The sequence below is a fragment of the Limosilactobacillus sp. genome (assembly GCF_051873035.1).
In the GTDB taxonomy this organism is placed as follows: domain Bacteria; phylum Bacillota; class Bacilli; order Lactobacillales; family Lactobacillaceae; genus Limosilactobacillus.
In genome coordinates this window covers 68,999-95,930 of record NZ_JBJEEL010000057.1, presented here as the reverse complement: position 1 = coordinate 95,930, position 26,932 = coordinate 68,999, and the positions used below count along the sequence as shown (strand labels likewise).

33 protein-coding genes and 1 other annotated feature are annotated in these 26,932 nt (G+C 47.7%); of the genes, 28 read left to right on the top strand and 5 right to left on the bottom strand.

Annotation, left to right across the window (positions count from 1 at the left end):
- The first annotated feature begins 55 nt into the window (after positions 1 to 55).
- From ACI31H_RS06030 to ACI31H_RS06015, 4 genes are all read left to right on the top strand, one after another.
- Positions 56 to 376, top strand: coding sequence for a thioredoxin family protein (locus ACI31H_RS06030; protein WP_439771087.1), 321 nt, complete (start codon positions 56 to 58; stop codon positions 374 to 376).
- Positions 377 to 511: 135 nt separating this feature from the next.
- Positions 512 to 1,159 (top strand): YtpR family tRNA-binding protein, encoded by a 648-nt coding sequence (gene ytpR / locus ACI31H_RS06025; protein WP_439771086.1) that lies wholly within the window; start codon positions 512 to 514, stop codon positions 1,157 to 1,159.
- A gap of 30 nt (positions 1,160 to 1,189) precedes the next feature.
- Positions 1,190 to 2,497, top strand: a complete 1,308-nt coding sequence (gene murC / locus ACI31H_RS06020; protein WP_439771085.1) for a UDP-N-acetylmuramate--L-alanine ligase — start codon at positions 1,190 to 1,192, stop codon at positions 2,495 to 2,497.
- A gap of 73 nt (positions 2,498 to 2,570) precedes the next feature.
- Complete coding sequence (locus ACI31H_RS06015; RefSeq protein ID WP_439771084.1) at positions 2,571 to 3,281, top strand: Bax inhibitor-1/YccA family protein; 711 nt, start codon at positions 2,571 to 2,573, stop codon at positions 3,279 to 3,281.
- A gap of 125 nt (positions 3,282 to 3,406) precedes the next feature.
- Here ACI31H_RS06015 and ACI31H_RS06010 read toward each other — a convergent pair whose 3' ends face one another.
- Positions 3,407 to 4,084, bottom strand: a complete 678-nt coding sequence (locus ACI31H_RS06010) for a YoaK family protein (protein WP_439771083.1) — start codon at positions 4,082 to 4,084, stop codon at positions 3,407 to 3,409.
- 111 nt (positions 4,085 to 4,195) lie between these two features.
- Between ACI31H_RS06010 and polA the strand changes: the two genes are divergently transcribed.
- The 22 genes from polA (at position 4,196) to ACI31H_RS05900 (ending at position 22,093) form a co-directional block, all read left to right on the top strand.
- Positions 4,196 to 6,850 (top strand): DNA polymerase I, encoded by a 2,655-nt coding sequence (gene polA / locus ACI31H_RS06005; RefSeq protein WP_439771082.1) that lies wholly within the window; start codon positions 4,196 to 4,198, stop codon positions 6,848 to 6,850.
- Between the two features lie 18 nt (positions 6,851 to 6,868).
- Positions 6,869 to 7,711 carry a DNA-formamidopyrimidine glycosylase gene (gene mutM / locus ACI31H_RS06000; RefSeq protein WP_439771081.1) on the top strand — a complete coding sequence of 281 codons (843 nt, stop codon included), beginning with the start codon at positions 6,869 to 6,871 and terminating at the stop codon, positions 7,709 to 7,711.
- Positions 7,704 to 8,303, top strand: coding sequence for a dephospho-CoA kinase (coaE, locus tag ACI31H_RS05995; protein WP_439771080.1), 600 nt, complete (start codon positions 7,704 to 7,706; stop codon positions 8,301 to 8,303). Before mutM ends, coaE begins: the two co-directional genes overlap by 8 nt.
- 44 nt (positions 8,304 to 8,347) lie before the next feature.
- Positions 8,348 to 8,815, top strand: a complete 468-nt coding sequence (nrdR, locus tag ACI31H_RS05990; protein ID WP_439771079.1) for a transcriptional regulator NrdR — start codon at positions 8,348 to 8,350, stop codon at positions 8,813 to 8,815.
- 11 nt (positions 8,816 to 8,826) lie between these two features.
- Positions 8,827 to 10,185, top strand: a complete 1,359-nt coding sequence (locus tag ACI31H_RS05985; RefSeq protein ID WP_439771078.1) for a DnaD domain protein — start codon at positions 8,827 to 8,829, stop codon at positions 10,183 to 10,185.
- A gap of 14 nt (positions 10,186 to 10,199) precedes the next feature.
- Complete coding sequence (dnaI, locus tag ACI31H_RS05980; protein ID WP_439771077.1) at positions 10,200 to 11,141, top strand: primosomal protein DnaI; 942 nt, start codon at positions 10,200 to 10,202, stop codon at positions 11,139 to 11,141.
- A 46-nt stretch (positions 11,142 to 11,187) separates the two neighbouring features.
- Positions 11,188 to 11,321: a sequence feature (ribosomal protein L20 leader region), on the top strand.
- 43 nt (positions 11,322 to 11,364) lie between these two features.
- Positions 11,365 to 11,877, top strand: coding sequence for a translation initiation factor IF-3 (gene infC, locus ACI31H_RS05975; protein WP_439771076.1), 513 nt, complete (start codon positions 11,365 to 11,367; stop codon positions 11,875 to 11,877).
- Between the two features lie 26 nt (positions 11,878 to 11,903).
- Positions 11,904 to 12,101, top strand: a complete 198-nt coding sequence (gene rpmI / locus ACI31H_RS05970) for a 50S ribosomal protein L35 (RefSeq protein ID WP_047770538.1) — start codon at positions 11,904 to 11,906, stop codon at positions 12,099 to 12,101.
- A gap of 43 nt (positions 12,102 to 12,144) precedes the next feature.
- Entirely contained in the window at positions 12,145 to 12,498 is a 354-nt protein-coding gene (gene rplT, locus ACI31H_RS05965) for a 50S ribosomal protein L20 (protein ID WP_289560143.1), read from the top strand.
- 141 nt (positions 12,499 to 12,639) lie between these two features.
- Positions 12,640 to 13,170 carry a YqeG family HAD IIIA-type phosphatase gene (locus tag ACI31H_RS05960; RefSeq protein ID WP_439771075.1) on the top strand — a complete coding sequence of 177 codons (531 nt, stop codon included), beginning with the start codon at positions 12,640 to 12,642 and terminating at the stop codon, positions 13,168 to 13,170.
- On the top strand, positions 13,163 to 14,281 hold the full coding sequence (gene yqeH, locus ACI31H_RS05955) for a ribosome biogenesis GTPase YqeH (protein WP_439771074.1): 1,119 nt from the start codon (positions 13,163 to 13,165) through the stop codon (positions 14,279 to 14,281). Before ACI31H_RS05960 ends, yqeH begins: the two co-directional genes overlap by 8 nt.
- Positions 14,282 to 14,293: 12 nt before the next feature.
- A complete protein-coding gene (gene yhbY / locus ACI31H_RS05950) occupies positions 14,294 to 14,605 on the top strand; it encodes a ribosome assembly RNA-binding protein YhbY (protein ID WP_439771073.1) in 312 nt (103 codons plus the stop codon).
- 14 nt (positions 14,606 to 14,619) lie between these two features.
- Positions 14,620 to 15,258, top strand: coding sequence for a nicotinate-nucleotide adenylyltransferase (locus tag ACI31H_RS05945; RefSeq protein ID WP_439771072.1), 639 nt, complete (start codon positions 14,620 to 14,622; stop codon positions 15,256 to 15,258).
- On the top strand, positions 15,255 to 15,866 hold the full coding sequence (gene yqeK / locus ACI31H_RS05940) for a bis(5'-nucleosyl)-tetraphosphatase (symmetrical) YqeK (RefSeq protein ID WP_439771071.1): 612 nt from the start codon (positions 15,255 to 15,257) through the stop codon (positions 15,864 to 15,866). The genes ACI31H_RS05945 and yqeK overlap by 4 nt, the downstream gene beginning before the upstream one ends.
- A gap of 3 nt (positions 15,867 to 15,869) precedes the next feature.
- The gene (gene rsfS / locus ACI31H_RS05935; RefSeq protein WP_439771070.1) at positions 15,870 to 16,226 is read left to right on the top strand and encodes a ribosome silencing factor; all 357 of its coding nucleotides are present in this window, start codon (positions 15,870 to 15,872) and stop codon (positions 16,224 to 16,226) included.
- Complete coding sequence (locus tag ACI31H_RS05930; RefSeq protein ID WP_439771069.1) at positions 16,226 to 16,966, top strand: class I SAM-dependent methyltransferase; 741 nt, start codon at positions 16,226 to 16,228, stop codon at positions 16,964 to 16,966. Before rsfS ends, ACI31H_RS05930 begins: the two co-directional genes overlap by 1 nt.
- Before the next feature lie 8 nt (positions 16,967 to 16,974).
- Positions 16,975 to 18,108, top strand: a complete 1,134-nt coding sequence (locus tag ACI31H_RS05925) for a nucleotidyltransferase (protein WP_439771101.1) — start codon at positions 16,975 to 16,977, stop codon at positions 18,106 to 18,108.
- Between the two features lie 111 nt (positions 18,109 to 18,219).
- Positions 18,220 to 18,774, top strand: a complete 555-nt coding sequence (locus ACI31H_RS05920; protein ID WP_439771068.1) for a YceD family protein — start codon at positions 18,220 to 18,222, stop codon at positions 18,772 to 18,774.
- A 51-nt stretch (positions 18,775 to 18,825) separates the two neighbouring features.
- Entirely contained in the window at positions 18,826 to 19,005 is a 180-nt protein-coding gene (gene rpmF / locus ACI31H_RS05915) for a 50S ribosomal protein L32 (RefSeq protein WP_003715340.1), read from the top strand.
- 126 nt (positions 19,006 to 19,131) lie between these two features.
- Complete coding sequence (locus ACI31H_RS05910; RefSeq protein ID WP_439771067.1) at positions 19,132 to 19,644, top strand: hypothetical protein; 513 nt, start codon at positions 19,132 to 19,134, stop codon at positions 19,642 to 19,644.
- A 275-nt stretch (positions 19,645 to 19,919) separates the two neighbouring features.
- Positions 19,920 to 20,606 (top strand): response regulator transcription factor, encoded by a 687-nt coding sequence (locus tag ACI31H_RS05905; protein WP_439771066.1) that lies wholly within the window; start codon positions 19,920 to 19,922, stop codon positions 20,604 to 20,606.
- A 14-nt stretch (positions 20,607 to 20,620) separates the two neighbouring features.
- Positions 20,621 to 22,093: a HAMP domain-containing sensor histidine kinase gene (locus tag ACI31H_RS05900; RefSeq protein ID WP_439771065.1), complete on the top strand. Its 1,473-nt coding sequence runs from the start codon at positions 20,621 to 20,623 to the stop codon at positions 22,091 to 22,093.
- Between the two features lie 117 nt (positions 22,094 to 22,210).
- On the opposite strand, the gene ACI31H_RS05895 is transcribed toward ACI31H_RS05900, so the two are convergent.
- From ACI31H_RS05895 to ACI31H_RS05880, 4 genes are all read right to left on the bottom strand, one after another.
- Positions 22,211 to 23,521 carry an MATE family efflux transporter gene (locus tag ACI31H_RS05895; protein ID WP_439771064.1) on the bottom strand — a complete coding sequence of 437 codons (1,311 nt, stop codon included), beginning with the start codon at positions 23,519 to 23,521 and terminating at the stop codon, positions 22,211 to 22,213.
- 153 nt (positions 23,522 to 23,674) lie between these two features.
- Entirely contained in the window at positions 23,675 to 24,085 is a 411-nt protein-coding gene (locus ACI31H_RS05890; RefSeq protein WP_439771063.1) for a peptide deformylase, read from the bottom strand.
- A gap of 65 nt (positions 24,086 to 24,150) precedes the next feature.
- Positions 24,151 to 25,101: a membrane protein insertase YidC gene (gene yidC / locus ACI31H_RS05885; RefSeq protein WP_439771062.1), complete on the bottom strand. Its 951-nt coding sequence runs from the start codon at positions 25,099 to 25,101 to the stop codon at positions 24,151 to 24,153.
- A gap of 88 nt (positions 25,102 to 25,189) precedes the next feature.
- Positions 25,190 to 25,465, bottom strand: a complete 276-nt coding sequence (locus tag ACI31H_RS05880) for an acylphosphatase (protein ID WP_439771061.1) — start codon at positions 25,463 to 25,465, stop codon at positions 25,190 to 25,192.
- 101 nt (positions 25,466 to 25,566) lie between these two features.
- On the opposite strand from ACI31H_RS05880, the gene ACI31H_RS05875 reads away from it, so the two are divergent.
- Together ACI31H_RS05875 and ACI31H_RS05870 are read left to right on the top strand one after the other, a co-directional pair.
- Entirely contained in the window at positions 25,567 to 26,337 is a 771-nt protein-coding gene (locus ACI31H_RS05875) for a TrmH family RNA methyltransferase (RefSeq protein ID WP_439771060.1), read from the top strand.
- Between the two features lie 74 nt (positions 26,338 to 26,411).
- Positions 26,412 to 26,918 carry an HD domain-containing protein gene (locus ACI31H_RS05870; protein WP_439771059.1) on the top strand — a complete coding sequence of 169 codons (507 nt, stop codon included), beginning with the start codon at positions 26,412 to 26,414 and terminating at the stop codon, positions 26,916 to 26,918.
- The last annotated feature ends 14 nt before the right edge of the window (positions 26,919 to 26,932 follow it).

The following is a 26,932-nucleotide window of genomic DNA, read 5'->3' as shown; positions in this document are numbered from 1 at the left end:
GGGCTACTAATTATGGTATAGTGAACCTGCATTAAAAGCAAAGGGATGAAGTATAATGGAAAAATTGCCTAAAACTCAAGCTGATCAACTGGTATCGACAATTGGTGAGGGGAAAGTAGTGCTCTTCTTTACCGCCGATTGGTGCCCAGATTGCCGCTTTATCAAGCCGGCTTTACCAGCAATTGAAAGTGACTTTGCTGACTATACTTTCTATAGTGTAGACCGGGATGAAAACATCGATTTAGCGGCGGCACTAAATGTTTTCGGTATTCCGAGTCTAGTTGTTTACGATCATGGTAAGGAAATTGGTCGTTTTGTTAACAAAGATCGTAAAACTAAGGAACAAGTGGAAGATTTTTTGCGTAATTTGAAGTAGAATAGGAAGAGCAAATTAATTCGTCCTGCCGAACTACTAAAGTAAAACAGATTAATCAATGTGCGGGGTGGGAGTTGTCTCCACCCCGTTTTTGGTGGTTAGCAGCCGAAACACTAAGTTAGAAAGGAACATTTGATGTTAATTGCGAGTTATAATCCCAGTGAAATGGGGGACATTTTAGTAACGATTACCGCCCCTGATAACGGTGAGCAAGTAGAAAAGGCAAACGATGGCGTTGCCCAAATCGTCACCGCCAAGGATCATGAATTGCTTGGCTACAACTTTATGGAGGCCAGCCAACTATTACCAGAACTAAAGGGGCAAAATGGCCAGGTCTTCTTGAGCGATGACCAGGTTGCCAAACTAAACCAAAAGTTGACGGCCGCGGGCTTTGATCAACAATTGACGGCGGATCATACACCGAAGTTTGTCGTCGGTCGGGTTGAGGAAATGACTGACCACCCGAAGTCCGACCACTTAAAGGTTACGAAGACCCGGATTAGTGCCGACCAGACCGTTCAAATTGTTTGTGGTTCACCAAACGTTACCGAAGGGATTAAAGTCGTGGTAGCCCGGCCGGGTGCGATGATGCCTGACGGTAAGATTATCTGGCCCGGGGCCCTTATGGGAGTCGAAAGTGACGGAATGCTCTGTGGCTTCCGTGAACTTAAGATGAAGAATGCCCCTGATAAGAAGGGCCTTTGGATTATTCCAGATGACTGGCAAGCAGTTGGTGAAGCGGTTGACTTTGCGAAGGCTGATACCTTCTTCCCAGCAAAGTAGTCGCTGGTGGTATGGAAAGGAAACGAGAGAATGGGAACAAAAACTTACTATTTCATTGGAATTAAGGGAACTGGGATGGCTGCTTTGGCCCGGGTCCTGCATGATCAGGGGAACACGGTTCTCGGTTCTGATATTGAAAAGGAGACCTTTACCCAGGGCCCACTTCTGGCGGCCGGTATTCAGATTTTACCTTTTAACCCGGACAACTTAAAGCCTGGGATGACGGTTATCAAGGGGAATGCTTTCCCCGATGACCACCCTGAGGTTCAACGGGCCAAAGAGATGGGCCTAACGGTTATGACCTATCCAGAAGCCGTTGAAGATGAAGTGGAAGGCCATACTAGTATCGGAATTGCTGGGGCCCATGGTAAGACTTCCACCACTGCGCTCCTGGCTCACGTGCTGGCCGCGGTGGAACCAACCAGCTACTTAATTGGTGATGGTGTTGGTACCGGGAATACGGCGGACCGTTTCTTTGTCTTTGAAGCGGACGAATACCGTGACCACTTCCTTGCCTACCATCCAGACTATGCGATCATGACTAACATTGATTTTGACCACCCCGACTACTTCAAGGATATTGATGATGTACGGAGTTCGTTTGAAACCTATGGTCGGCAGGTTAAGAAGGCTATCTTTGCCTGGGGTGATGATAAGAACCTCCGTAAGCTTGATGTGGATGTACCGGTTTATTATTACGGGACAGGTAAGGATGACGACTTCCGGGCCGAAAACATTCAACGAACACCGGCTGGTTCGACCTATGATGCTTACTTCCGGGATCAAAAGTTAGGGACCTTCACCATTCACTTGTACGGTGAACACAGTATTTTAAACAGCCTAGCGGTCTTAGCGGTCGCCTACATGGAAAAGGTTAATATGGCCGAGATCAAGAAGGAACTGGCCAACTTTACGGGTGTTAAGCGGCGGTTTAGTGAAACGGATGTTGCCGATAACAAGATGATCGATGACTATGCTCACCACCCGAACGAAATTAAGGCGACAATTGATGCCGCACGGCAAAAGTACCCTGACAAGGAAATCGTGGCGATTTTCCAGCCCCACACCTATTCCCGCCTAGCCGCTTATTTAGATGGTTTTGCGCAAAGCTTAAGTAAGGCTGATAAGGTCTTTGTAACCCCAATTTTTGCTTCAATCCGTGAACAAAACGGTTCGGTTTCCAGTGCGGACTTAGCGGCCAAGATTCCGGGAAGTGAAGGAATTGATATGGACTCCATCGATAAGCTGCAGCAGTACCATAACGCCGTGCTGATCTTCATGGGTGCCGGTGACATTGAAAAGTATGAAGATAAGTTCAAAGAAATAGTTAATAAGTAAGCTTTTTGCCCGTTGCCGACGTAAAGTATGGTAAGCTAGCAGTTATACTGACTTTAAGGAAGGACGATTGAAAATGGATAATTTTAACAGTTCCGGTCGGCGGGTTGTTACTGACCAGGCAGGACTGAATAGTTTTCTTACTAAGATGTATGGGAACATGACACTGGCAGTGTTAGTTTCGGCCCTTAGTGCTTGGCTGACGATGAACGTGTTTGCTAACCAGGTGCTAGGGTACTTTCAACAGCACCCGGGGATGGTCTGGTTACTCCTCTTGTTACCATTTGCGTTAACGATGGGGATTAGTTTTAGTGCCACGCGTAACCCGGTTGGGGGCTTCATCATGTTGATGGTGGTAGCAATCATCTATGGGGTTGAATTTGCCCTAATTGCTGGTGCTTATACGGGGCAAGATATTGCGGCCGCCTTTGTTTCGTCAGCCGCGGTCTTTGCAACCATGGCGATCTATGGGACGGTAACTAAACGGGACCTCAGTCGATTTGGGGCACATGCCTTAGCGGCCCTGGTTGCTCTGATTATTGCTTCGATCATTAATATGTTCCTGAAGAGCCCAGCAATTGCTTATATCTTCTCTTACATCGCGGTGATTATCTTTGTCGTATTAACGGCTTGGGATGCACAGAAGATGAAGCAAATTTACATGAACTACAGCACTGAAAATACAGTGATGGGGCTCGCAATTGTGGGTGCTCTCCAGCTGTACTTAGACTTCATTAACCTCTTTATCTCATTCTTACAAATTTTTGGTATAAGTAATCGGGATTAAGACGGTCAATACTAAAAAGGGGAAAACAAAAGTCAGTTAAGGCTTTGTTTAGTATCCCCGTAAACATAAAAGGCGCCAGGCGTTCGAGTTTCTCGAATGCCTGGCGCTTTTTACATACCATAATGCTACAGCTGCTTACCTTTCTCATGCTTTTTCTGGAAATAGTAAAAGATATCGGTAATTAGGATAATGACAACGGCGACCCAAATGGTCTTCATCCGGAGTAGCGGTTGGATAGCCGCCGAGGCAATGGCGCCGAGTGTGAAGGCTACTACGATCAGAAAGTAGTTCAGACCGGTAATAAATTCTTTCCGTTCGCGGTGGTAGTAAAAGTCCGTCCACGAGATAACCGAGTTCTTGAGGTTGCCGGTAGTAAAGACACTACTGTAACCTAGTCCTTCGATCTTACTAAAAGCGGTGTTTAAAAGAGCCAAACCGAAGGAGACCAGCCCCACTGATAGGTAGGTTGGATAACTTTCTGGCATGGCACCGATAAAGAGCCCGATCATTAAAATTGGCAAGAGACAAAAGACCCGCCAATATTTAAGATGGGCCTCAAAAACGAGGGCGGTGATAATACCGATGATGTACAAGAGAATGGCCCCGCACCGGTCGACAATCCCGATGACGTTGTGGTTGACCAGGGCCGCAGCGAGGAAGACGATGTTACCGGTCTGGGCCGCAGCCAGGGTATGCCCACACTGGATGTAGGTAAAAGCGTCGAGGAAACCACCGCAGAAGGTCATAATAATCGCAAACAGGCGGGCTTCTTCAACGTGATGAGTATTAAGTAGTTTATTCAAAAGATCACTTCTTTATATTATGGCGAATTCTTAAATCGACAAACAGGGAATTAACGGCTCGCACCAATCTTTGGTACAATTGTTAAGAATAATAGAAGGAGCGGAATTTTAATGGCAAAGCAATTATTATTGGTTGATGGTAACAGCATCGTTTTTCGGGCATTTTTCGCGATGCATAACCAAATTGACAAGTTTACGAATAAGGATGGCCTCCACACGGCAGCTATTTATGGCTTTAAGCTGATGCTGGACCACGTCTTAGAAAACTTCCATCCTGATGCGGCTCTCGTGGCTTTTGATGCCGGCAAGGTTACCTTCCGGACGAAAATGTATGGTGACTATAAGGGTGGGCGAAATAAGACGCCGGAAGAGTTAACCGAACAGTTACCGTACGTCCGGGAACTGGTTAAGGCTAGCGGCCTCCATAGTTACGAACTAAAGGGGTACGAAGCCGATGACATTATCGGGACCCTGGCCAAAGAAGGGGACGCGGCTGGCTATGAAACGTTAATTGTCACCGGTGACCGAGACCTGACCCAGCTGGCCAGTGACCACACCACGGTGGCCGTTACCCATAAGGGGGTTACAGACACTGAACATTATACGCCAGAACACGTTGAAGAAAAATTGGGCATTACCCCAACGCAGATCATCGACATGAAGGCGTTGATGGGGGATACTTCTGATAACTATCCGGGTGTAACTAAGGTTGGTGAGAAGACCGCCATTAAATTGGTCAAGCGCTTTGGCTCGGTAGAGAACCTTTATGACAATATCGATGAGCTTAAGAAGAGTAAGATGAAGGAGCACCTAATCGAGGATGAAGAAGTCGCTAGGCAGTGTAAGACGCTAGCAACGATCCTGCGTGATGCGCCACTTGAAATTGGCTTAGCCGACCTCAAGTATGAAGGAGAACAGACCGCGGAACTAGTTGACTTCTACCAGCAAATGGGCTTTAAGTCCTTCTTAGCCAAGATGAATGTTGAACCAAGTAGTGAAGAAAAGGTTCAACCAGTTGAATTTACGGAATTAACCAAGGATAAGCTGGCACTAGTTGACCAGCTCAGTGGTGAGGTTAGCTTCTTCTTGGAAATGCCCGAAGCTAACTACCATACTTCACCGTTTGCGGGCTTTGTGATCGGCGATGGCCAGACCTGGTTGGTCAGCCGCGATGTGGACCTACTGCAGGCTCAACCTTTGAAGAAACTGCTCGAGTCAACGGAGATTGCTAAGAACGTCTTCAATGCGAAGGCTCAAATTGTCGGCCTGCACCGTTTGGGGATTGACCTAACAAATATCAATTTTGACCTCTTACTAGCTTCATACTTGTTGAACACCAATGATAATAGCAATGACCTGGGGAAGGTAGCCTTAGAGCATGATTACCATGATGTTCCAACCGATGAAGCGGTTTATGGGAAGGGTGCTAAACGTGCCATTCCCGAAGATGACCAGGTCTTCTTTAACCACCTTGCCCAAAAGGCCCGGACAATCGCTAAACTTAAGGACCCACTCTTTAAGCAGTTGGCAGAGAATAAGCAAACACCGCTTTACACTGACATTGAATTACCACTAACCCGGGTTCTCGCCACGATGGAAATGACTGGGGTACGGGTGGATGCCCAGACCCTAAAGAATATGGGAAGCAAGTTAACTGAGCGGCTGGCCGACATTGAAAAGCAGATTTATGAGGAGGCTGGTGAGGAGTTTAATATCAACTCCACTAAGCAACTTGGTCACATCCTCTTTGAAAAACTGAAGCTCCCGGTTATTAAGAAAACCAAGACCGGCTATTCAACGGCGGTTGACGTGCTCGAAAAGTTAGCCGACCGGGCACCGATTGTGGAGCAGATCCTCGAATACCGGCAGATTGCTAAATTACAATCGACGTACATTACCGGCTTGTTAAAGGTAATCCATTCCAGTGACCAAAAGATCCATACTCGCTATCTGCAGACCCTAACGCAGACGGGACGGCTATCCTCGGTCGATCCTAACCTGCAGAATATCCCAGTCCGGCTTCCGGAAGGACGGTTAATCCGGAAGGCCTTTGTACCTAGTCATGCGGGGTGGCAGATCTTTTCATCTGATTACTCACAGGTGGAATTACGGGTATTAGCCCATATTACGGGTGATAAGAACCTCCAGGAAGACTTTAAAAATGGTGAAGATATTCACGCCAGCACCGCGCGGCGGATTTTCCACTTACCAGCTGATGCTCAAATTGACCGCAATATGCGGCGGCGGGCCAAGGCCGTTAATTTCGGAATTGTTTACGGAATTAGTGACTACGGTCTTGCCCAGCGAATTCATGTTACCCGGTCACAAGCCCATGAGTTTATCCAGAATTACTTTAAGGAGTTTCCGGGAGTTAAAAAGTACATTGATGATACGATTGCCTTTGCTAAGGAACACGGTTATGTTGAAACGATCACGCACCGGCGCCGCTATTTGCCAGATATTAATGCCAAAAGTTTTACCCGGCGGTCCTTTGCAGAGCGGACGGCCATGAATACCCCAATCCAAGGTAGTGCGGCGGATATTATTAAGATCGCCATGATTCGGATGCAGGCTGAAATTGAAAAACTCCAGTTAAAGGCAAAGATGTTGTTACAGATTCATGATGAACTGGTCTTTGAGGCACCGGCGGACGAAATCCCGGTACTAGAGAAGTTGGTTCCCCAGGTAATGGACTCAGCGGTCAAGCTCAATGTTCCGTTAAAGGTTGAGAGCAAGGTCGGTGATACCTGGTACGATTTAAAATAGTAAAGGTAGCGATAAATAATGCCAGAATTACCAGAAGTTGAAACCGTCCGGCGGGGCCTCCTCAAGATTGCGAAGGGCCGTAAGGTTAACGCAATTGATGTTTATTACGGCAAGACAATTACCAATGATGTTGAAGAGTTTCGACAGGCCCTGATTGGGCAGACAATTGAAGACGTCGACCGGCGGGGAAAGTACCTCCTCTTCCGCTTTAGCAACCACTTAACCATGGTTTCCCACCTGCGGATGGAAGGGCAGTACTACAGTCAGCCGATTGGGGGGCCAATTGATAAGCATACTCACGTTGTCTTTCAATTTACCGACGGCAGTGAGCTTTGCTATCACGATACCCGCAAGTTCGGTCGGATGACGTTAGTCCGGACCGGTGAAGAAATGACGGTTGGTGGGCTAAAGACGATTGGTCCTGAACCGACGCCGGCGGACTTTAAGGTGGATTTCTTTAAAAAAGAGCTGCGCAAAAGCAGGGGGAAGATAAAGCCCTTCCTGTTGAACCAGCGCCATGTGGCCGGTCTAGGAAATATTTATGCCGATGAAGTTTTATGGATGAGTAAAATCAACCCGGAGCAACCGGCTAATACCCTGACCGATCAGCAGATTACCGCCCTTCACGACAATATTATCCAAGAACTGGCCCAGGCGATAAAGTACAAGGGAACCACGGTACATACCTTTGTCAATGCAATGGGGGACACCGGTGGCTTCCAGGAGCGCCTTAATGCCTATGGGCACGGTGGTGATCGCTGCCCGCGGTGTGGTACTAAGCTAATTAAAATCAAGGTGGCCCAACGTGGGACCACCTTCTGTCCCCACTGCCAACCGTTGATGGAGGAAGAAAATGACTAAAGTTATCGGCCTCACCGGTGGAATTGCCAGTGGAAAATCAACCGTCAGCGGGATGCTAGCCCAGGTCGGCTTTCCCATTATCGACGCTGACCTAGTTGCCCATCGTTTGCAACAGCCCGGGCAGCCCGGTTTTGAACGCCTGGTCGACCAGTTTGGCCGTGGTATTTTAGCCCAAAACGGTGAATTGGACCGGGCCCGCCTTGGTCAATTGGCGTTTGGAAATAGTGATATTCGAAAGCAGCTTAACCAGCTGATGCAGCCGTTAATTCGCGAAACGATCATGGAACAGGTAGCCGGTTTTAAACGATCACGGGTGCCGGTTGTGATCCTCGATGCCCCGCTCCTGTTTGAGCAACACTATGATGATGACTGTGACTTGACGGTCGTGGTGACAGTGGATTATCCAACCCAGGTCCAACGCCTTCAAAAGCGGAATGGTTATGACCGGAAAACGGCCCAGGAGCGAATTGCTGCCCAAATGCCATTAGCACAAAAGAAAGCGCAAGCAGACCTGGTGATTGATAATAATGGTGACTACCACCAGCTCCAAAAACAAGTGGCCCAGCTGGTTCAACGTCTGCATTCAATCTGATTATGGTAAAATAAAGTACTAAGTATTTTTAAGGAGGTAAGCGCATGAAGTGTCCACATTGTCACCGTAATGGTTCACGGGTGGTTGACAGCCGCCCTAGTGAAGACGGTACCTTTATTCGACGGCGGCGGGAGTGCGTTCATTGCGGCTTCCGGTTTACCACGTTTGAGCGGTATGAAGAAACACCACTACTTGTAATAAAAAAGGATGGGACCCGGCAGGAGTTTAGCCGGCAAAAGATCCTCAACGGGATTGTCCGCTCGGCCGAGAAACGGCCAGTTAGTATGGACCGGTTAACTAAATTAGCTGATAAGGTAGAAAAAAAGGTCCGGAGCTTAGGCGAAAGTGAGGTTTCGAGCCAGCTCATCGGTAAATATGTAATGAATGAATTAAAGGATGTCGATGAGGTCGCCTACATCCGGTTTGCAAGTGTTTACCGGCAATTTAAGGATGTTGATGCCTTTATGAATGAGCTTGAGACCATGGTTAAGGCAGAACATAAAGATGATTAGGAGGAAGTTAAATGGTAGAACACGGCGGTGAATTTGATCCCCAGGCTGGGTTCATCGTAACCGCAGCAAGTGACTTTGTGAACTTCAACTCAACTACGTTAACGACCTTTTATCAGCCAATTTTAGGACCGACTGCCTTTAGCCTCTTTTACGCATTGAAGGCCCAGCTAGTTGCTAATCCGACAATGGGCGAGCGGCGCTTACAGTCTAATATTATCCGTCAGCTTAACGCCGGCAGTGGCCAAGTCGCCGGGGCGCTTCACCGGTTAGAGGCCGTGGGGTTAGTAACCACCCTTCGTGGTCATGATGACCTCGGGACATTCTATGTTTACCGTCTCCAGTCGACGTTAACGCCGGCAGCGTTCATTGATGATGACCTCCTAAGTGTATTATTACTGGAAGCGGTTGGTGAGGACCGTTTTACCCGTCTTGCTAAGGAGGCCCAGCGCTTTCAGCTGGCTTCTCATCCCCAGTTAACCAATGTCAGTCATCACTTTTTAGATGAATTTCACGTGGCTTCCCGGTCGGTCCTGTCAACGCCGACCCCCATTCAGAATGCGCGGCGTCACCAGTCGGTGGAAGGGAAAAGCCGGAATACTGGCCAAAGCGACTTTGATTGGCCAACCCTATATGAATTGCTGGCTGGCCAACCGGTAATAAAAAAGGACCTCGAGGACCACCAGCAGTTGATAGAAGTTGAACATGAACTTTACGGGATCGATGAACCGACGATGAAAAAAATGCTTTTAAAAGCAGTTAACTTAGCCGATAACCATTTCGATCCTGCCAAATTTAAGCGGGTGGTAGCTAGTACTTACCGGCAAGCAGCGACGACCATTCCTACGCAAACGAAAACAACTACTGCTAACCACGACCCTGCAGCGGGGCAGTTAACGTCGAAGGACCAATTACTATTGGCGAGTGTTGTTAAGTATGCACCAATTGATTTTTTGCAAAGTCTAAAGGAGCAGACGGGTGGTTATGTCACAGCTAGTGAGCGGCACATTTTAACTCACCTGGTTGCTGATGTTAAGTTGGATGCGGCTGCCATCAATATTCTTTCCTGGTATATCATTGCTGATTTAGGGAACCCAACGTTAAAGGCTAATTTTGTGGATGCAATTGCGAATAGTTGGCTAAAGGCCGGGGTACATGATGGGCCGAGTGCCCTGTTGCAACTAAAGGCCTTTGCCCAGCAACGGGCTGCTGGCCAACCGGCCAAGCGGCGGTCAAGTAATTACCGCCGGCCTAAGATTGAAGAAAAGATGCCCGAATGGAGTAAAAAGAGCCAGCAAGAACGTAACCAAAAGGCTTCTAAAGAGGAAGTACAGGCAATTCAGCAAATGTTGGCTAAACGAAAGCAACAATAAAAGGTGGTGGGAATATGAAGTCCTTGAGTGAATCTTTACAAAATGTAATGCGGGGAAAGAACGTGGCCGCCAGCGTTGACCTGTTAATGAAACGGGTCCTGGCAGATCCCGATGTGAAGGCCTTCCTACTGCAGAATCAGGATCAGATTACTAAAGAAATGGTCCATAGTGGCCAGTCCAAGCTGTACGAGTTTTACCATGAAAAGCAGTTGCGTGAAAAGGGGGAGGCAACGGTAGCCCCTGGCTACTCACCACAGCTGATACTTAACTCGGGGCAAATTGACGTTACCTATGTACCAACCCAGCAGCTAATTGAACAGGAACGTCAGCGGCACATTCAACGTCTGGTACGGTCGATTAACATGCCGAAGTTTATCCAACACGCCTCGCTGGATGACTTCTATCTTGATGAGAAGCACCAAACATCGACTCGGGTAGCTGCATTAAAGGCCGCCATTGAATTTACCAATGCTTACCCTAGTGATCACTTTATTCCGGGACTATACCTGTATGGTAGCTTTGGGGTTGGAAAGACCTACTTACTCGGCGCCATCGCTAATGAATTAGCGAAGAAAAAGGGCGTGGCAACGACGATGCTTCACTTTCCAAGTTTTGCGGTGGAAATGCGTAACTCTATCCGGAACAACAATATTAGTGCAAAGCTGGACGCGGTCAAGAAGGCACCGGTACTAATGCTGGATGACATTGGTGCCGATGCAATGAGTAAGTGGGTACGTGATGATGTCCTCGGGATTATTCTGGAATACCGAATGCAAGAGGAGCTACCGACCTTCTTTAGCTCTAACTTCGCGATGGATGAGCTGGAGAAGAACCACTTGGCGGTTGATAACCAGGGAGATCATGAGCCCTTAAAGGCGCAGCGGATTATGGAACGGGTGAAGTTCCTTTCCCGGGAACTACCGATGACCGGTGAAAATTTGCGGTCAAAGGGATAATTGTCTTGACATTTAACCTGGAGTTAGTTATTCTAGTAAACGTTGAAAGAAAAAGCAGAAGCACCCGCTTCTCGCCTAGGTGACATGGGTCGCCGGGCTGACGAGATGAAATTGAGCAGACGACAGAGGTCTGTTCCTATTGAGCGGGGTGCAGTTTGCATCCCGCTTTTTTTGCTTGATCTTTCGCTAATAAAATTGGAGGTGCGTTGCCATAGCACAAGATATGATTGTCAACAACGGTATTCGTGCACGTGAAGTGCGGCTAATTGGCCAAGATGGCGAACAATTAGGGATCAAGTCCAAGCGTGAAGCACTGCAAATGGCAGAAGATGCTAACCTTGATCTGGTACTGGTTGCACCAAAGGCCCGTCCAGCGGTTGCCCGCATTATGGATTACGGTAAGTACCGTTTCGAAATGCAAAAGAAAGAGCGGGAAGCTCGAAAGAAGCAAAAGACAGTAACAGTCAAGGAAATTCGTTTGAGCCCATCAATTGATACTAACGACTTCAACGTCAAGCTGAAGCGAGTTCGTAAGTTCATTGAAAAGGGTGATAAGGTACGAGTATCGCTCCGTTTCCGTGGACGTGCCATTACGCACAAGGATATCGGCCGTGACATGATTGAACGGATGGCTGAAGAAACTTCAGACATTGCTACTGTTGTCCAACGTCCAAAGATGGAAGGGCGGAGTATTTTCTTAACTCTGGCCCCAGCTGCTGATAAAGCAAAGAAATAGAATTTAGGAAAGTAGGGAATAATCTTATGCCAAAGATGAAGACTAACCGCGCTGCTGCTAAGCGTTTTAAGCGTACTGCTAAGGGTGGATTCAAGAGTGGTAACTCATTTACTAGCCACCGTTTCCACGGTAAGACTAAGAAGCAACGTCGTCAATTACGTGGCTTGAGCATGATGGACAAGTCCAACGTAAAGCGTTACAAGAAGTTACTTCCATTCAAGTAATACTTCAATACTAAATCATTAAAATACGTAGGAGGATTTCAACATGCGAGTTAAAGGTGGAACTGTTACGCGTGCACGTCGTAAGCGCGTTATGAAGTTGGCAAAGGGTTACCGTGGTGCTAAGTCTCGTTTATTCAAGACTGCTAAGGACCAAGTAATGAAGAGTTACGTTTACGCTTTCCGTGACCGGAAGGTTAACAAGCGTAAGTTCCGTGAACTTTGGATCGCCCGGATCAATGCTGGTGCTCGGATTAACGGTTTGAGCTACAGTAAGTTGATGCACGGTTTGAAGCTGGCTAACATCGACATCAACCGTAAGATGTTGGCTGACTTGGCTGTCAACGACCCAAAGGCCTTCACTGCCATTGTTGACGAAGCCAAGAAGGCACTCAACTAAACTTAATTTGATTATTAGTCATCCACCTGCTTTCCCGGTGGGTGACTTTTTATTTTGTCTAACTGTTTCTAGAGTGATTAATTGAAACCTAATTTGACAATCGCTATAATTAATCTAATAAGAAATTAATGAGGTGCAATATTGCTAGATAAGTTTAAACCAACCTGGATGGTAAAGACAATTTATGCCGTTTCACCCGACCAGTTAAAGGCCCGGGGAATTCGGGCAGTTTTTAGTGACTTGGACAACACGCTAATTGCCTGGAATAATCCGGATGGGACACCAGAATTGCGCGAATGGATGACGTCGTTGAAGAAGGCGGGAATTCCATTGATTGTGATTTCAAACAATAGTAAGAACCGGGTTGCTAAGGCAACTAAAAACTTGGAATTACCCTTTGTGTCCCGGTCACTAAAGCCCCTGAGCTTTGGGATTAATCGGGCCCGTACCAAGTTGGGACTTAAGAAGTCAGAGGTCGTAATGGTCGGCGACCAGTTAATGACGGATATGTTGGCGGCTAATGAGGCCGGTGTTCGTTCGATTTTGGTTCGACCCCTGTTGAATACCGACAAGTGGGATACCCGTATTAACCGTTTCTTTGAACGGATTGTCTGGCAGAAATTAATGAAAAAATACCCAGAATTAAAATGGCAGGAGGATTTGAATGACTGAACAAGATGAAAAGTTGCGCTGTATTGGTTGTGGAGCCGTGATCCAATCGACCGATCCGGCTGCGCCAGGTTATACGCCAGCTTCGGCAGTGCAAAAGGGTTTGGATAGTGACGAGCTGTACTGTCAACGGTGCTTCCGCCTGCGCCACTATAATGAAATCGCGCCGGTTTCGTTAACTGATGATGACTTTTTGCGCCTATTGAGTCAAATCCGTGATGCCAATGCGCTAATTGTTTATGTAGTTGACATCTTTGACTTTAACGGGAGTCTGATTCCCGGCCTGCACCGGTTTGTGGGCGATAACCCGATCCTGCTGGTTGGTAATAAGGAAGACCTTTTACCCCGGTCACTACGCCGGCCTAAGCTTCGTGACTGGATTCGCCAGCAGGCTAACCAGGCTGGGTTACGGCCAATTGAGACCGTCCTTGTTTCGGCCAAAAAGAACCATGAAATTGATGAACTCCTGGACACCATTGAAAACTACCGGCATGGCCGTGATGTTTACGTAGTTGGTGTTACCAACGTGGGAAAGTCAACATTAATTAACCATATTATCAAGCAGCGGACCGGAGTTAAGGACCTAATTACTACCTCCCGCTTTCCTGGTACGACCCTGGATAAAATTGAGATTCCCCTGGATGATGGTCGCCAACTAGTTGACACCCCGGGAATTATCCATCCCCACCAGATGGCCCACGTCTTGTCGGCCAAGGATCTGAAGATTGTGGCGCCCCAAAAGGAAATTAAGCCCCGCACCTACCAGCTCGACCCCGAGCAGACAATTTTTATCGGTGGTGTAGCCCGCTTTGACTTTGAAAAGGGCCCACGGTCAGGATTCGTAACCTACTTTGATAATAACCTAACCCTACACCGAACTAAGTTGGCCAATGCTGATCGTTTTTACCAAAAGCACTTGGGGGACTTACTGACCCCGCCAACGGCCGATGAGCGAGCGGCCTTTCCGCCATTGGAGCGTGAGGAGTTTCACGTTAACCAAAAGAGTGACATTGTCTTTGAAGGCCTCGGCTGGGTAACGGTACCAGCTGGCGTAACAGTAGCTGCTTGGGTACCAAAGGGCGTGGCTGCATTAGTTCGAAAAGCAATGATTTAATGAGGTAAAAGAATGAAATTACGAGGAAAACAAAAACGATTTTTACGTGCCCGTGCTAACCACTTACAACCCTTGTTTGCGGTTGGTAAAGAAGGGTTAACGGATAACTGGTTAGCCCAGTTAGATGGAGCGCTCGACCGCCGCGAATTGATTAAGGTTAATATTTTGCAAAACTCGACGGTGACGACCGCTGAGGTAAAGGACTTTATTGAGGAACGGACCGATATTCAAGTGGTACAAACGATCGGTCGGGTACTAGTGTTATTTAAGGTTTCCGCTAATAAGGACTTACGGGACCTTTCTAAACAAGTTGCGGCAATTTAGTAAGGAAGACTATTATGCAAGGCTGTCAAGTTTATTCGAGAAGTCAACCAGCGGTCCAGACCCAGGCAGTGACTGGTCAACGCCGGCGTGTTGGAATTTATGGGGGGACCTTTAACCCGGTTCATAATGCCCACCTGTTAGTGGCAGATCAAGTGGGCCACGCCCTATGCCTAAATAAGGTTAAGTTAATGCCCGACGCGATCCCACCCCATGTTGACCACAAGACGGCGATTAGCGCGGACTTGCGGTTGGCAATGTTAAGACTGGCAATTGAGGGTAATCCCTTGTTGGGGATCGAAGACGGTGAACTCAAACGAGGCGGGGTTTCATATACTTATGAGACCATGAAGCGGTTAATTAACCAGCATCCAGATACCGACTACTACTTCATTATCGGTGGTGATATGGTCGACTACCTTGATAAGTGGTTCCGGATTGATGATTTGATTAAACTGCCCCGCTTTCACTTTGTCGGGGTTCGCCGGCCCCACGCCAGTAATACAACTAACTATCCGGTGATTTGGGTAGACGTCCCAGAAGTCGATATCAGCTCGAGCGATATCCGGTCACGCATTCGGCGGGGACAGTCAGTCAATTACTTATTACCGGCAAAGGTAGCGGCATTCATTAAGGAGCATCATTTATATCAATGACTGAAGAAATTACTTATACTCACCATTACATTCCAATGACGCGGGATGAATTAGTTGATCACCTTCGAGAAGCGTTGAAAGACAAACGTTTTCACCATGTCCTGCGGGTTGAACAAACGGCAATTCAACTGGCACAGGCGAACGGAGTAGATATTGAAAAAGCTAGCATTGCCGGGCTCTGCCATGATTATGCTAAGCAACGTCCCGATGCTGATTTCATTGCTGAGATTAAGAAGCGGGGACTGAACCCGGACCTGCTTAACTACAATAATGCTATCTGGCACGGTGTAGTGGGTGCCGAATTGATCAAGGATGAATTAGGTATTTGGGATGAGGATATCTTAAATGCTGTTCGTCATCATACGACCGGTGCGGCAATCATGAGCCCGCTGGAACAAGTGGTTTACATGGCTGATTATATTGAACCCGGCCGCGACTTTCCCGAAGTTGTCCGTGCCCGTGAAATTACTAAACACAACTTGGCCGCGGGGGTGGCTTACCAGACTAAGCAAACCCTGCAGTACTTAATCGAAAGAAATAGTCCGGTTTATCCTAAGACGTTAGAGACTTACAATGCTTGGGTACCGGCTTATCAAAAGGAGATTTAACGAATGGAAAGCAAACAATTACTAGAGATGGTTGTGAAGGCCGCTGATGGTCGGCGGGCTGAAGATATTACCGCACTAAAGGTGGATGAAATTAGTCCGATGGCCGACTACTTTGTTATCATGACGGGGGGCTCTGACCGTCAAGTCCAGGCGATTGCCAATGCCATTATTGAAAAGGCCCACGAGCAGGGTGTTAATATCGGTAGCGTGGAAGGTAAGAACCATGCTAAGTGGGTATTGATTGACCTCGGTGACGTGGTTGTCCACGTCTTCCGTGAAGAAACCCGGCAATTCTACAACTTGGAAAAACTCTGGTCCGAGGCACCACTCGTGAACCTGAGTGAATGGGTCAGTGACTAATGATTTATCAAAGTTTCGCCCAACTGTATGATGAATTGTTTGACGACCAGCTATATCTACAGTGGCGTGACTACACGCTTAACCGGCTCGATCCGACCACCACGTCTGTATTAGACCTGGCTGGCGGGGCAGGCCGGTTAGCTTGTTTATTGGCCGCGCGAGGGTTAAAAGTAACGGTTGCCGACTTTTCGGCAGAAATGTTAAGCCTCGCTAGTCAACACGCTGCGGAGGAAGGCCTAAACCTCCAACTGGTTGAAGCTGATATGCGCGACCTAACCGGGTTGCCACTTTTTGATGCGGTGACTTGCTACGCGGACTCCTTTTGCTACCTTGATGACCTCGCTGCCGTCAGTCAATCTTTTAAGCAGGTAGCGGCCCACCTAAAGTCAGGGGGGAAGTTCTTGTTTGACCTGATTACCCCCTACCAGACCGATACCGTTTATCCGGGTTATATGTATAACTACGAGGATGATGACCACCGGCGGGCGTTTATGTGGCAGAGCTTCGCTAATGATGAGGTTGAGCATGGGGTTATTCATGAACTGGCCTTTTTTAACCGGCTAGCGGACGGTAACTACCAGCGGGTGGGCGAAACCCACTTTGAGCGTAGTTATCCACTTGCGGCCATTAAGACAGCGTTGGCGGCCAGTGGCTTTAATAGTGTTTCGGTAACGGCTGATTTTGGTCGGCAACCAGTGCAGCCGACCACCACGCGCTGGTTTTTTGAATGTCAAAAGTAGGTGAGAAGATGCGCGCAGTTGGAATGGTAGTCGAATTCAATCCTTTCCATAATGGGCATACCTATTATGTTCACCAGGCGAAAGCGCAAACGGGGGCCGAAGTTGCCGTGGCGGTAATGAGTGGTAATTTTACCCAACGGGGCGAGCCGACGATTGTCGATAAGTGGGCGCGGACAAGGGCGGCATTAGCAAATGGCGTTGACCTAGTTGTCGAGTTACCCATCTTCTACGCTTGCCAACCGGCCCACCGTTTTGCCGCCGGAGCTCTCCGTCTGTTAAATGAGCTGGGCGTTAGTGCAGTGGCCTTTGGTGCCGAACACCCGCAGTGGAACTTTGCGGACCTGGTGCGGGCGGCAACCAGTTTTGATACGGCAGCGCTTAAGCAGTATAATGCCACCTACGCGACGCAGTTTAATGAACAGTTAGCCCAGCAGACGGGAGTTAGTCTAAAGGACCCGAATGATATCCTGGCCTTTGCTTATACAAAAGCGGCACTAGCTAACCACTATCAGTTTAACTTACAAGCAATTCAGCGGGTGGCAAACGACTATCACGACCAGGTAATTACCGGGACAATTGCCAGTGCAAGTGCGATTCGTCAGGCACTGCTTACTGGTCATAGTTATGAGCAGACAGTTCCCGCCGAATCCCGGGACTCGTTAGCGCAGGTTAGCCAACCACCGTCATGGGATGCCCTTTACCCATTGCTGCGTAACCAGTTGATCCAGGCTCCGGTAGACCAGCTTCACCAAACCTATCAAATGGCAGAGGGCCTTGAATACCGGCTCAAGGATTTTGCGGAACGTTCGCTTGACTTTGACCACTTTATCCATGGCATTAAAACGAAGCGGTACACCTATGCGCATTTACTTCGCTTATGCCTGTATACCACCCTACAAATCAGTGAAGCGGAATTAGCAAACCAGGTGGATCATCCATATTTGCACATCTTAGGCTTTAACCGCTTGGGGCAAGCCTACTTGCACCAGGTAAAAAAGCAGGTTACCATTCCCATGTTTACCAAGGTTGGTCAAGGCATGAAGGACCACTTATGTAGGCTTGATTATCGGGCGGGCAAGCTTTATCAGACCTTTACTTCGGTTGAACAAGACCTTAAGCATGCCCCCGTTATTCAACGATAAATTATGGTAAAATCAAAATAAAATTGGCTGGGTACGTGTCAAGGAAAAAACATTGACAACTGCCTAGTCGAACTAGTATAATTGCACATGTTGCATTAGGAGGTTAGTACGATGAAATGGTCGTTAGCTGAATTACATCGTTATCAAAATGAACCACTTCATATTCAAAGTACTTTTGACCTGAACGCATCATTGACGAAACTCTTTCCGGACATCATCTTAGCGGTTGCTCCCGTTGAGGTGGACGGATATGTAACTTATGACGACGGGGATGTAACCGTCAGTGCCAACGTTAAAACGACGCTGACCGTTCCATCCAGTCGTTCGTTAACGCCCGTTCAGTTGCCGCTTGACTTTGACTTTTCTGAGACCTACATTGATGATCGCAGCCACTTTTCCCGTTATGAGGATGACGAAGTTGTCTTCTTGCTAAAGGATCGGGAGCTGATTGATTTTGATACGGCTCTAGCAGAGAATATTGTCGAGCAGGTTCCGTTACGGGTACTTTCTGCCGAAGAGAAGGCCGGTAAGCCATTACCGACTGGAAAGGGCTGGTCGGTTATCTCAGAAGATGACTACGCCGCTGATAAGCAGAAAGATCAACAAGTTGATCCACGTCTCGCGAAGTTGCAAAAATTATTTCCTGATCAGGATGATCAAAAGTAGCGGACGGTTAAAAACCATTTGTGGATAATCTATTTTTAGGAGGTGTCAAACATGGCTGTTCCAGCACGGAAGACTTCAAAAGCTAAGAAGCGTATGCGTCGGGGTCACATCAAGTTGAATGTCCCTGGTTTAACTCCTTGCCCAAACTGTGGTGAACTGCGTAAGTCCCACATGGTATGCCCTAACTGCGGCTACTACGACGGCAAGCAAGTTGTTAACACTAACAACTAATTAAATAGTATGGAAAAGCCATCCTTTAGGCGCCGGACCTGGGGTGGCTTTTTTATTTTGTAAAAATTTGAAGCTAACCTGGCGTATGAAGCCGGGAAAGTAATCAATAAGGAGCAACTTAGTTCGATGAAAAAACGAGCAATTATTCTTGGCCTAGCATCCTGTATGTTGGCCCTCCCCCTCACTATGGTAGCAAGCAGTGAACAGGGGGAATGGTACTTACCAACTGTTACGGCGGCGAGTGAAAAACTAGATTACCAGACCATCACCCCGTTGCAGACAGCCGCTGCTATTGCCTACTATGGTCAAAAGAAAATTGATAAGGGGGCCTGGCGGGAACTGAATGATTTTGGGCCCCTTGGTTTGACGCAGTTAGATAATGCCGACCACTTGGCAGTAAAGGGGCGTGGTAATAGCTGGTACCTTTCGCCAAGGAACATGAACGGTGGCACCAGTGCCGCCTATACCGTTGGGGCCGACGGAACCGTAGCGTTTTATACCGTTAAAACGGTTGACCAAGCGGAAGAGCATGAGCCACAAGCGACCGTTAACCTCCATTCAATTATCCAATATGTTAACCAACAGCATGCCGTTGAACAGGTTAAGGGAGCAGCCCAACAGATCCAGTTAAATAAATAGAAGGTGAGCGGGGAATTAGAAATGCCCTGCTTTTTGATTGTAAGATTAGTAATGACTAAAATTGGTATTAGTTAGGACTTTTAAACCGGCGGGATGAAAAAGTAAAAAAATATAATGGCAGAGTTGCACTTACTTAAAAAAAGAAAGTATTAATGGTAAAGTAATTACTATTTTGTCCCTTTGGCACTAGGGCTTATTAAAAAATTGTGATAAAATTGTCCTGTTAATTTAATGAGAAAAATAAAAATCTATGTAGAAATTAGTAGGTGAATTTGATGAGTCGTATTTTAATTATTGAAGACGAGGAAAATTTAGCAAACTTTGTTAACCTGGAATTAAAACACGAGGGTTATGATACAGATGTTGAGTTAGATGGCCGCTTGGGGTTAGAGGCCGCCTTAAATCAGGACTTTGATGTGATCCTGCTTGACCTAATGCTGCCTGAATTAAACGGGATTGAAGTTGCCCGCCGGGTTCGTGAAGTAAAGGACACCCCGATTATCATCATGACGGCGCGGGACTCCGTGATTGACCGGGTTTCTGGTTTGGACCACGGGGCTGATGACTATATTGTTAAGCCGTTTGCAATTGAAGAATTATTGGCCCGGGTCCGGGCACTTCTCCGGCGGATTAGTATCGAAGACGGTAATAATAAGGAACACCAGACGACGGTTAACTACAAGGACCTGACGATTGAAAAGGAAAATCGGGTCGTTCGTCGCGGCGACGAAGTGATTAACCTGACCAAGCGGGAATATGAATTACTCTTGATTTTGATGGAAAACATTAACGTGGTGATGTCACGGAAAGAGTTATTGAGCAAGGTTTGGGGATATGATTCCAAGGTTGAAACGAACGTTGTTGATGTGTACATCCGGTACTTACGGAATAAGATTGACCGCCCTGGCGAAAAGAGCTACATTCAAACCGTTCGGGGAACTGGGTACGTTATCCGTTCCTAGGGCAGTGACTAATAATGGATAATCAGACAAGGAAAAATAAACGTTTTATCTCCTTACGGCTAAAATGGGCGTTTGGGACGGCAGTGGGTTCGCTTATTATCTTTATTGTCGTAACGATTACACTGTTTACGGCCTTTACGCAGAACCTTTTTCGTCAAGAACGGCAGTTGCTGAATCAGGGAATGACGACCATTAGCCGCCAACTCTCGCGAAGTAATCAGCCGTTGACGCGGCACCGGATCGAACGGTTGGTTGATCCAAGTAATGACCGTTCCTTGATAAAGGGTGCCGACTACCAGCGACCGGTCATTCGGGAGCTAAGTGACCGTCACTTGATCGTTAATATCTATAACCCACAGGGCGATCGCCTATTGTCGACGGGTGATGCCGATGTAAAGAAGTCACTGGTCAACGAACGCCAGGTGAGCCTTTCGCGTGGTCACCATCACCGCGTGCTGGTCGGGCATACGCCGATCTATTCACAAAAGAGTCGTCAGGTGGTCGGCTATTTACAGGTTGAGAATAACCTGAACTCGTATACCCAAAGTTATAGTCAGCTCCGCCTGGTTTGTATAATGGCGCTCTGTTTAGTGGTCTTGGCTAGTGGTTTATTGGGCTACTTCTTGTCCTACTTCCTATTGCGGCCATTAACTGATATTCATGATACGGTCAAGATTATTAGTAAGGACCCCACAAAGGAAGTCCGGGTACCGACAGTTAACCGGAATGATGAGTTGTCAGAACTCATTGACATGTTTAACGGGATGCTGGACCGGATGCAGCGCTACATTAACCAGCAGAGCCAGTTTGTCAGTGATGTTAGCCATGAACTGCGAACGCCGGTCGCCATTATTCAGGGACATTTAGACCTGCTCCAGCGGTGGGGCAAGGATGACCCACAGGTACTGGCCGATTCGCTTAAGGCGTCGTTAGTGGAAACGGAACGGATGAAAAATCTTGTTCAAGAAATGCTCGACCTTAGTCGGGCGGAGCAAGTAGAGATTAACTTCCGCGACCAACGAACGGTGGTTAATGATGTTGTACACCAGGTATATAACAACTTTAAGATGCTCTATCCGGAATTTACCTTTACGTTGGACGACGACGTGAATGAAAAGATCACGGTTAATATCTACCGTGACCACCTTGAGCAGGTTTTAGTAATTCTCTGTGATAATGCCGTAAAGTATTCAAAGGACCGGAAGGAAGTTCATTTGACCCTCTCGCGGGGGATGAACAGTGTTGAAATTGGGGTACAGGACTTTGGTGAAGGAATTGCCCCCGCCGATGCGAAACGCGTCTTTGACCGGTTCTACCGGGTTGACAAGGCCCGGAGTCGGAAGAAGGGTGGCAACGGTTTAGGCCTCTCGATTGCCCAGCGGTTAATTGAGGGCTACCATGGTTCGATTAGTTTAGAGAGCTCACTCGGTGCCGGCTCACTTTTCAAAGTGGTCCTACCAATTATTGATGATCCAGAAGATAAATAAAATAAAAGAGACGTGTGACAGGAAGCGTTTAGGACTTCTGTCACACGTCTCTTTTATTTATTCCGGGTTATTCCGGGTAAGTGAACATCCGTGGATTTTTGAGCTTTCCTCAGCCTTCTAAGAACGCCATTTTCGTAACTGCTGGCTGATAATGATACTCCCAATGATAAAAACAATCATTTCGGTTAGCGGTACTGCTGCCCATACCCCGTTAATGCCAAAACACTCTGCCATAATTAGGATGGTTGGCAGTAAGATGACGTACCCCCGTAGCAGTGACAGGGTAAAGGAGGCCCGTGGCATATTAATGGCCGTTAAGAAGAGGATCATCATCAGGTTCAGCGCGATAAAGAAGATCCCGGTAAAGTAAATGGGTACTCCCGTGCTGGCATAGGCTGCCAGTTGGGCCGACTTGTCCGTGTTAAAAAGGGCGATGATCGGTGTTTTAAAGGCGACTAAAATAATGAAGTTGATGGCGGCTAAGGCTAGTGTAATCAGACTACCACGTTTGAGGGCCTGACGGACACTCCCCAAGTGCCCTTCACCAAATTCACGGCTGGCAATGGGTTGCACCCCAAGGGCCACCCCGTTTGCAATAGCCAGGACCACGATGGCCGTATTAGAGATTACCCCGTAGGCAGCGACGGCGTAGTTATCGGCCAATTGGAGGAGCACGTGGTTAAAGAAGTAGATGCTTACCCCGTTACTCAACTCGTTGAGGGCCGCAGCAGTCCCCAGTTTAGCTGCCCGTCCTAATGAGCGGAGCCTTGGTAGTTGCCAGTGGAGGGTCAGTTGGCGACCGGCGAAGTGGCGGTGACGGGTTAACACCAGCAGGCTGATTAGTGGTGAGAAGAGTACGGCCAGCGCCGCCCCTTCAATTTTAAGGCCGCAGCCAAAGATGAAGAACCAGTCAATTAAGATTACCGCTAGGGTTTCGGTTAGGGTGGCCTTCATCGTCAACGTGGGATTGTTATCATTACGGATAAAGTTAACGCTAATGTAACTACACATGTATAGGGGGCCACTCCAGGCCGCGATCCGTAAATAGGTCATTGCCATCTGGCGGGTTTGGTCATCGGCACCGAGAAAATCAACGACGGGTCGGGCAAAAACCGTCAACAGGATGGCCACCAGGGTACCAAAAACGGCGGCAAAGGTAATGAGTTCACTGAAGAGGTCCTTAACACGCTCCGGATGAAGGACCTTGTTTAGTGAGAAAATGGTGGCACCGCCGACCCCTAACAAAAGCCCCGTCGCATTAAAGAGGCTAAAGATCGGCAACACAATGTTTAGCGTTGCTAGGCCCAGTGCGCCGGCCGCAATGGAAATAAATAGGGTGTCGATAATAACGTATAGTGATAATCCCAGCGTCGCGACCACGTTACGGGTAACGTAGTGGCGAACTTCATGATTAATACTGGTTTTCATTTAGTTAGTCCTCCTCGAAAGCTCCCGTCTCCCACCATGGTGTAGGTGGGCGCCTGTCTGAGAACGTTTAATAAAATTTGGCAAAACCCGGCGATTTTGCAACCCTTATTTCTTACAACTACCTATCCTAGAAGAAATGAATATAAAGTGCAATTAAATTAAAATCCCGTCACAGTGGTCAAGCTCGTGTTGGACGATCTCGGCTGGAAAACCAGTTAAGGCCAATTCCTGCACCTGCCATTGGTCGTTGTAAAAGCGTACCTTAATTTGTTGATAACGGGTAGTAGCGCGCTGGCCGGTTAAAGAAAGGCAGCCCTCCTCAGTTTGGTAAGGACCGCGCTTGGCAATTAGCTGTGGGTTAAACATCACTACCTGGAGGGGACCGATAGCGGCAATGATGACCCGCTTGTTGACGCCAATCATATTGGCAGCCATGCCGACACACCGTTGAGCATTGGCCGTTAGGGTATCTTTAAGGTCCTGACCCAGTGGGAGATCGGACTTAGTAGCTGGTTGGCTGACTTGTTTTAAAATATTAAGATCTTTGTTAATGGTTTTAATCATGGAAAAACACTCCCTATTTTAGGATAAATAAAGAGGCCGGAAATACTTTCCAGCCTCGTTTCAAATTACTTTTGATGGTGTTGCTTACCGGCGTTACGTTGCCGGTTACGCTTAGCAATCGCTTGGGATTGCTTTGATTGCCTTGCTGGTGTTGACTTCTTAAGTTGGTCAATCGCCGTGGCGGTCTGTCCCGTTGGCGTTGCTGGTGCTGCCGGCATCTTAATCGGGTTCTTCTTTTGTTCCTCTTCAATGCGCTTTCTAATTCGTGGTCGGTAGGCGTTAATCATTAACGTTTGTAGGATAGCAAATAACCCACCGATAAAGAAGTACAGCCCTAATCCAGCGGAAGAGGTTAAGGAGATGAAGAAGGTCATGAACGGACTCATCCAGATGGCCATCTTCATCTGTTTTTTCTGTTCTTCCGGGACGCCGACTAGTCCTAAGTAACTTTGGACGGCATAGGCGATGAAGGAGAGGATCGCGAAGATGATACTTGGTTTCCCTAGTGCGATTCCAAAGAAGGTTGCGTGGTACAGGTCCGGTGAATAGCGGATCGCAGCATACAGAGCTGCAAAGACTGGCAACTGAATCAGCAGTGGTAAACAGCCGATCCCACCGGTTAAACTAATGTTGTTATCCCGGTAGAGGGCCATCATTTGTTGGCTAACCGCAGCCTGCTCTTCCGGTGTTTTAGCGGCCTTTTGTTTGGCGGTCAATTCCTTGATCAATGGTTGCACCCGGGCCATCCTTTCCTGGGTAACGGTGGACCGCTTCATCTGCGAGAACATGACCGGGAGAAGAATCATCCGGACAACGACCACGATGACGATAATTGCCCAACCGTAGTTATTACCAAAGTGGGCCGCTAGCCATTCCATTAAGTGCTGCATTGGTTTGGCCATATAGTCATAGACAAAACCATATGGCTTGCCGCTCTTCGTCGTCCGTACACAACCGCTAAGAGTCAGTAGCATTACGGAAAGAAGACCGGCAATGGTAATTCTTTTATGTTTCATTGGTTAATACTAACTCCTCGATTTTCTTATTGAGTAACACTACATATCTTAACTTAAAGCCGTCCTAATTGCTAGCAATGACTAGTAATTATCGCCGAATTGTAAAAGCATCCCCATAGTCTTGACAGGGACCAGCGCTCTTCGTAAGTTTGGTAACTTGGGCGTAGGGGGTGGGTCCGCTAGCTAGGCGGTCAATGAAACTACGGAGGGGACCGGCCTTTCCCTGGGCCTCAACATAGACCTGCCCGCTGGGGAGATTCCGCACAAAGCCAGTAATTCCCATTTCCCGGGCGAGCTGGTAACAGGACCAGCGAAAACCGACCCCTTGAACTAGGCCGCTAATTGTGATTCGATAGTTAAGCATTGTATTCCTCCTTAAGGAAATCTTATTAAATGGTAAACGGTTTAACTGTATTGTACAACATTGATTCATGGTATAATTAGCAAGAAGAAAGGTAGTTATTAATGGAAGAACTAACATCGATTCATAACCAACATGTTAAAGACTGGAAGAAGCTTCAGACCAAGAAGTTCCGCCGCCAGACAGGTGAGTATTTGCTTGATGGTTGGCACCTGGTCAATGAAGCTGTCAAGGCCGGTCACCACATTAACCAGCTGGTTGGGACCGCTGAGCAACTGGCTGATCATGCCGACCTGGTTGACCTAGCGGATGAGGCTTACACGGTTACCCCGGAGATTATGAAACACATTACTGATACGGTCACCCCCCAGGGGATCGCAGCAATAGTTGATCTACCAGATGCGCACATGGTACCGGCTAGTTTTAAGGGGGCCTGGTTGTTCCTCGACCGGGTTCAGGATCCTGGTAATGTCGGTACAATGGTACGGACCGCGGATGCGGCGGGCTTTACCGGAGTTGTTGTTGGCGAACGGTCGGCTGATATTTTTGGCCCTAAGGTTGTACGATCCATGCAGGGGAGCCAGTTCCACCTGCAACTATTGGAGGGGGACCTTCGCAAGTGGATTGCTGACTTTAAGGATGCGGGGGCGCCGGTGTACGGAACCCAGCTTAATCCAGCTGCCAAGAATTTCCGCGACGTTCACCCTGGTAAGACCTTTGCCCTCATTATGGGCAACGAGGGCCAGGGGATGTCTGACCAGTTATTAGCCCAGACCACGGATAATTTGTATATCCCAATGCGCGGAGATGCCGAGTCACTTAACGTGGCCGTTTCGGCAGGAATCCTGATGTTCCAATTAAACCAGGGTTTATAAAAAGTAAGCAAAATGGTTTAAATTTCCCAAGCCATTAGGTATGATAGTAACAATCAATAAGGAAGGGGTATTATATGAAAACAAAGAATGAATGGCGTTATGACCGTGAGTATGTCTCAATTGTCAATGACCTGTTAGCGCAGCCGGCTGTTCAGAAATTAGCCGACTACACCCAGCACCATCATTCTAACCGCCTGCAGCACTCGATTGCGGTTTCATATGATAGTTATCGAATTGCTAAGCGCCTGCACCTGGATTACCGGAGTACTGCGCGGGCAGGTTTGTTGCATGACCTCTTTTACTATGACTGGCGAACAACTAAGTTTGACTTAGGTACGCATGCCTTTATTCATCCCCGGGTTGCTCTGCGGAATGCAGAGAAGATTACCCCCCTGAATAAAAAAGAAAAAGATATTATTTTGAAGCATATGTTTGGCGCAACCTTAGCAACACCACGTTATCCAGAAAGCTTAATTGTCTCGTTAGTCGATGACTTTGAAGCAGAGCACGAGTTCTTTAGTCCACTGCGGGCCAAATTGCGGCGGAAGATTAAGAAACGGCGGATGCGGACAACTTGGTAGAAAGGAGTATGACG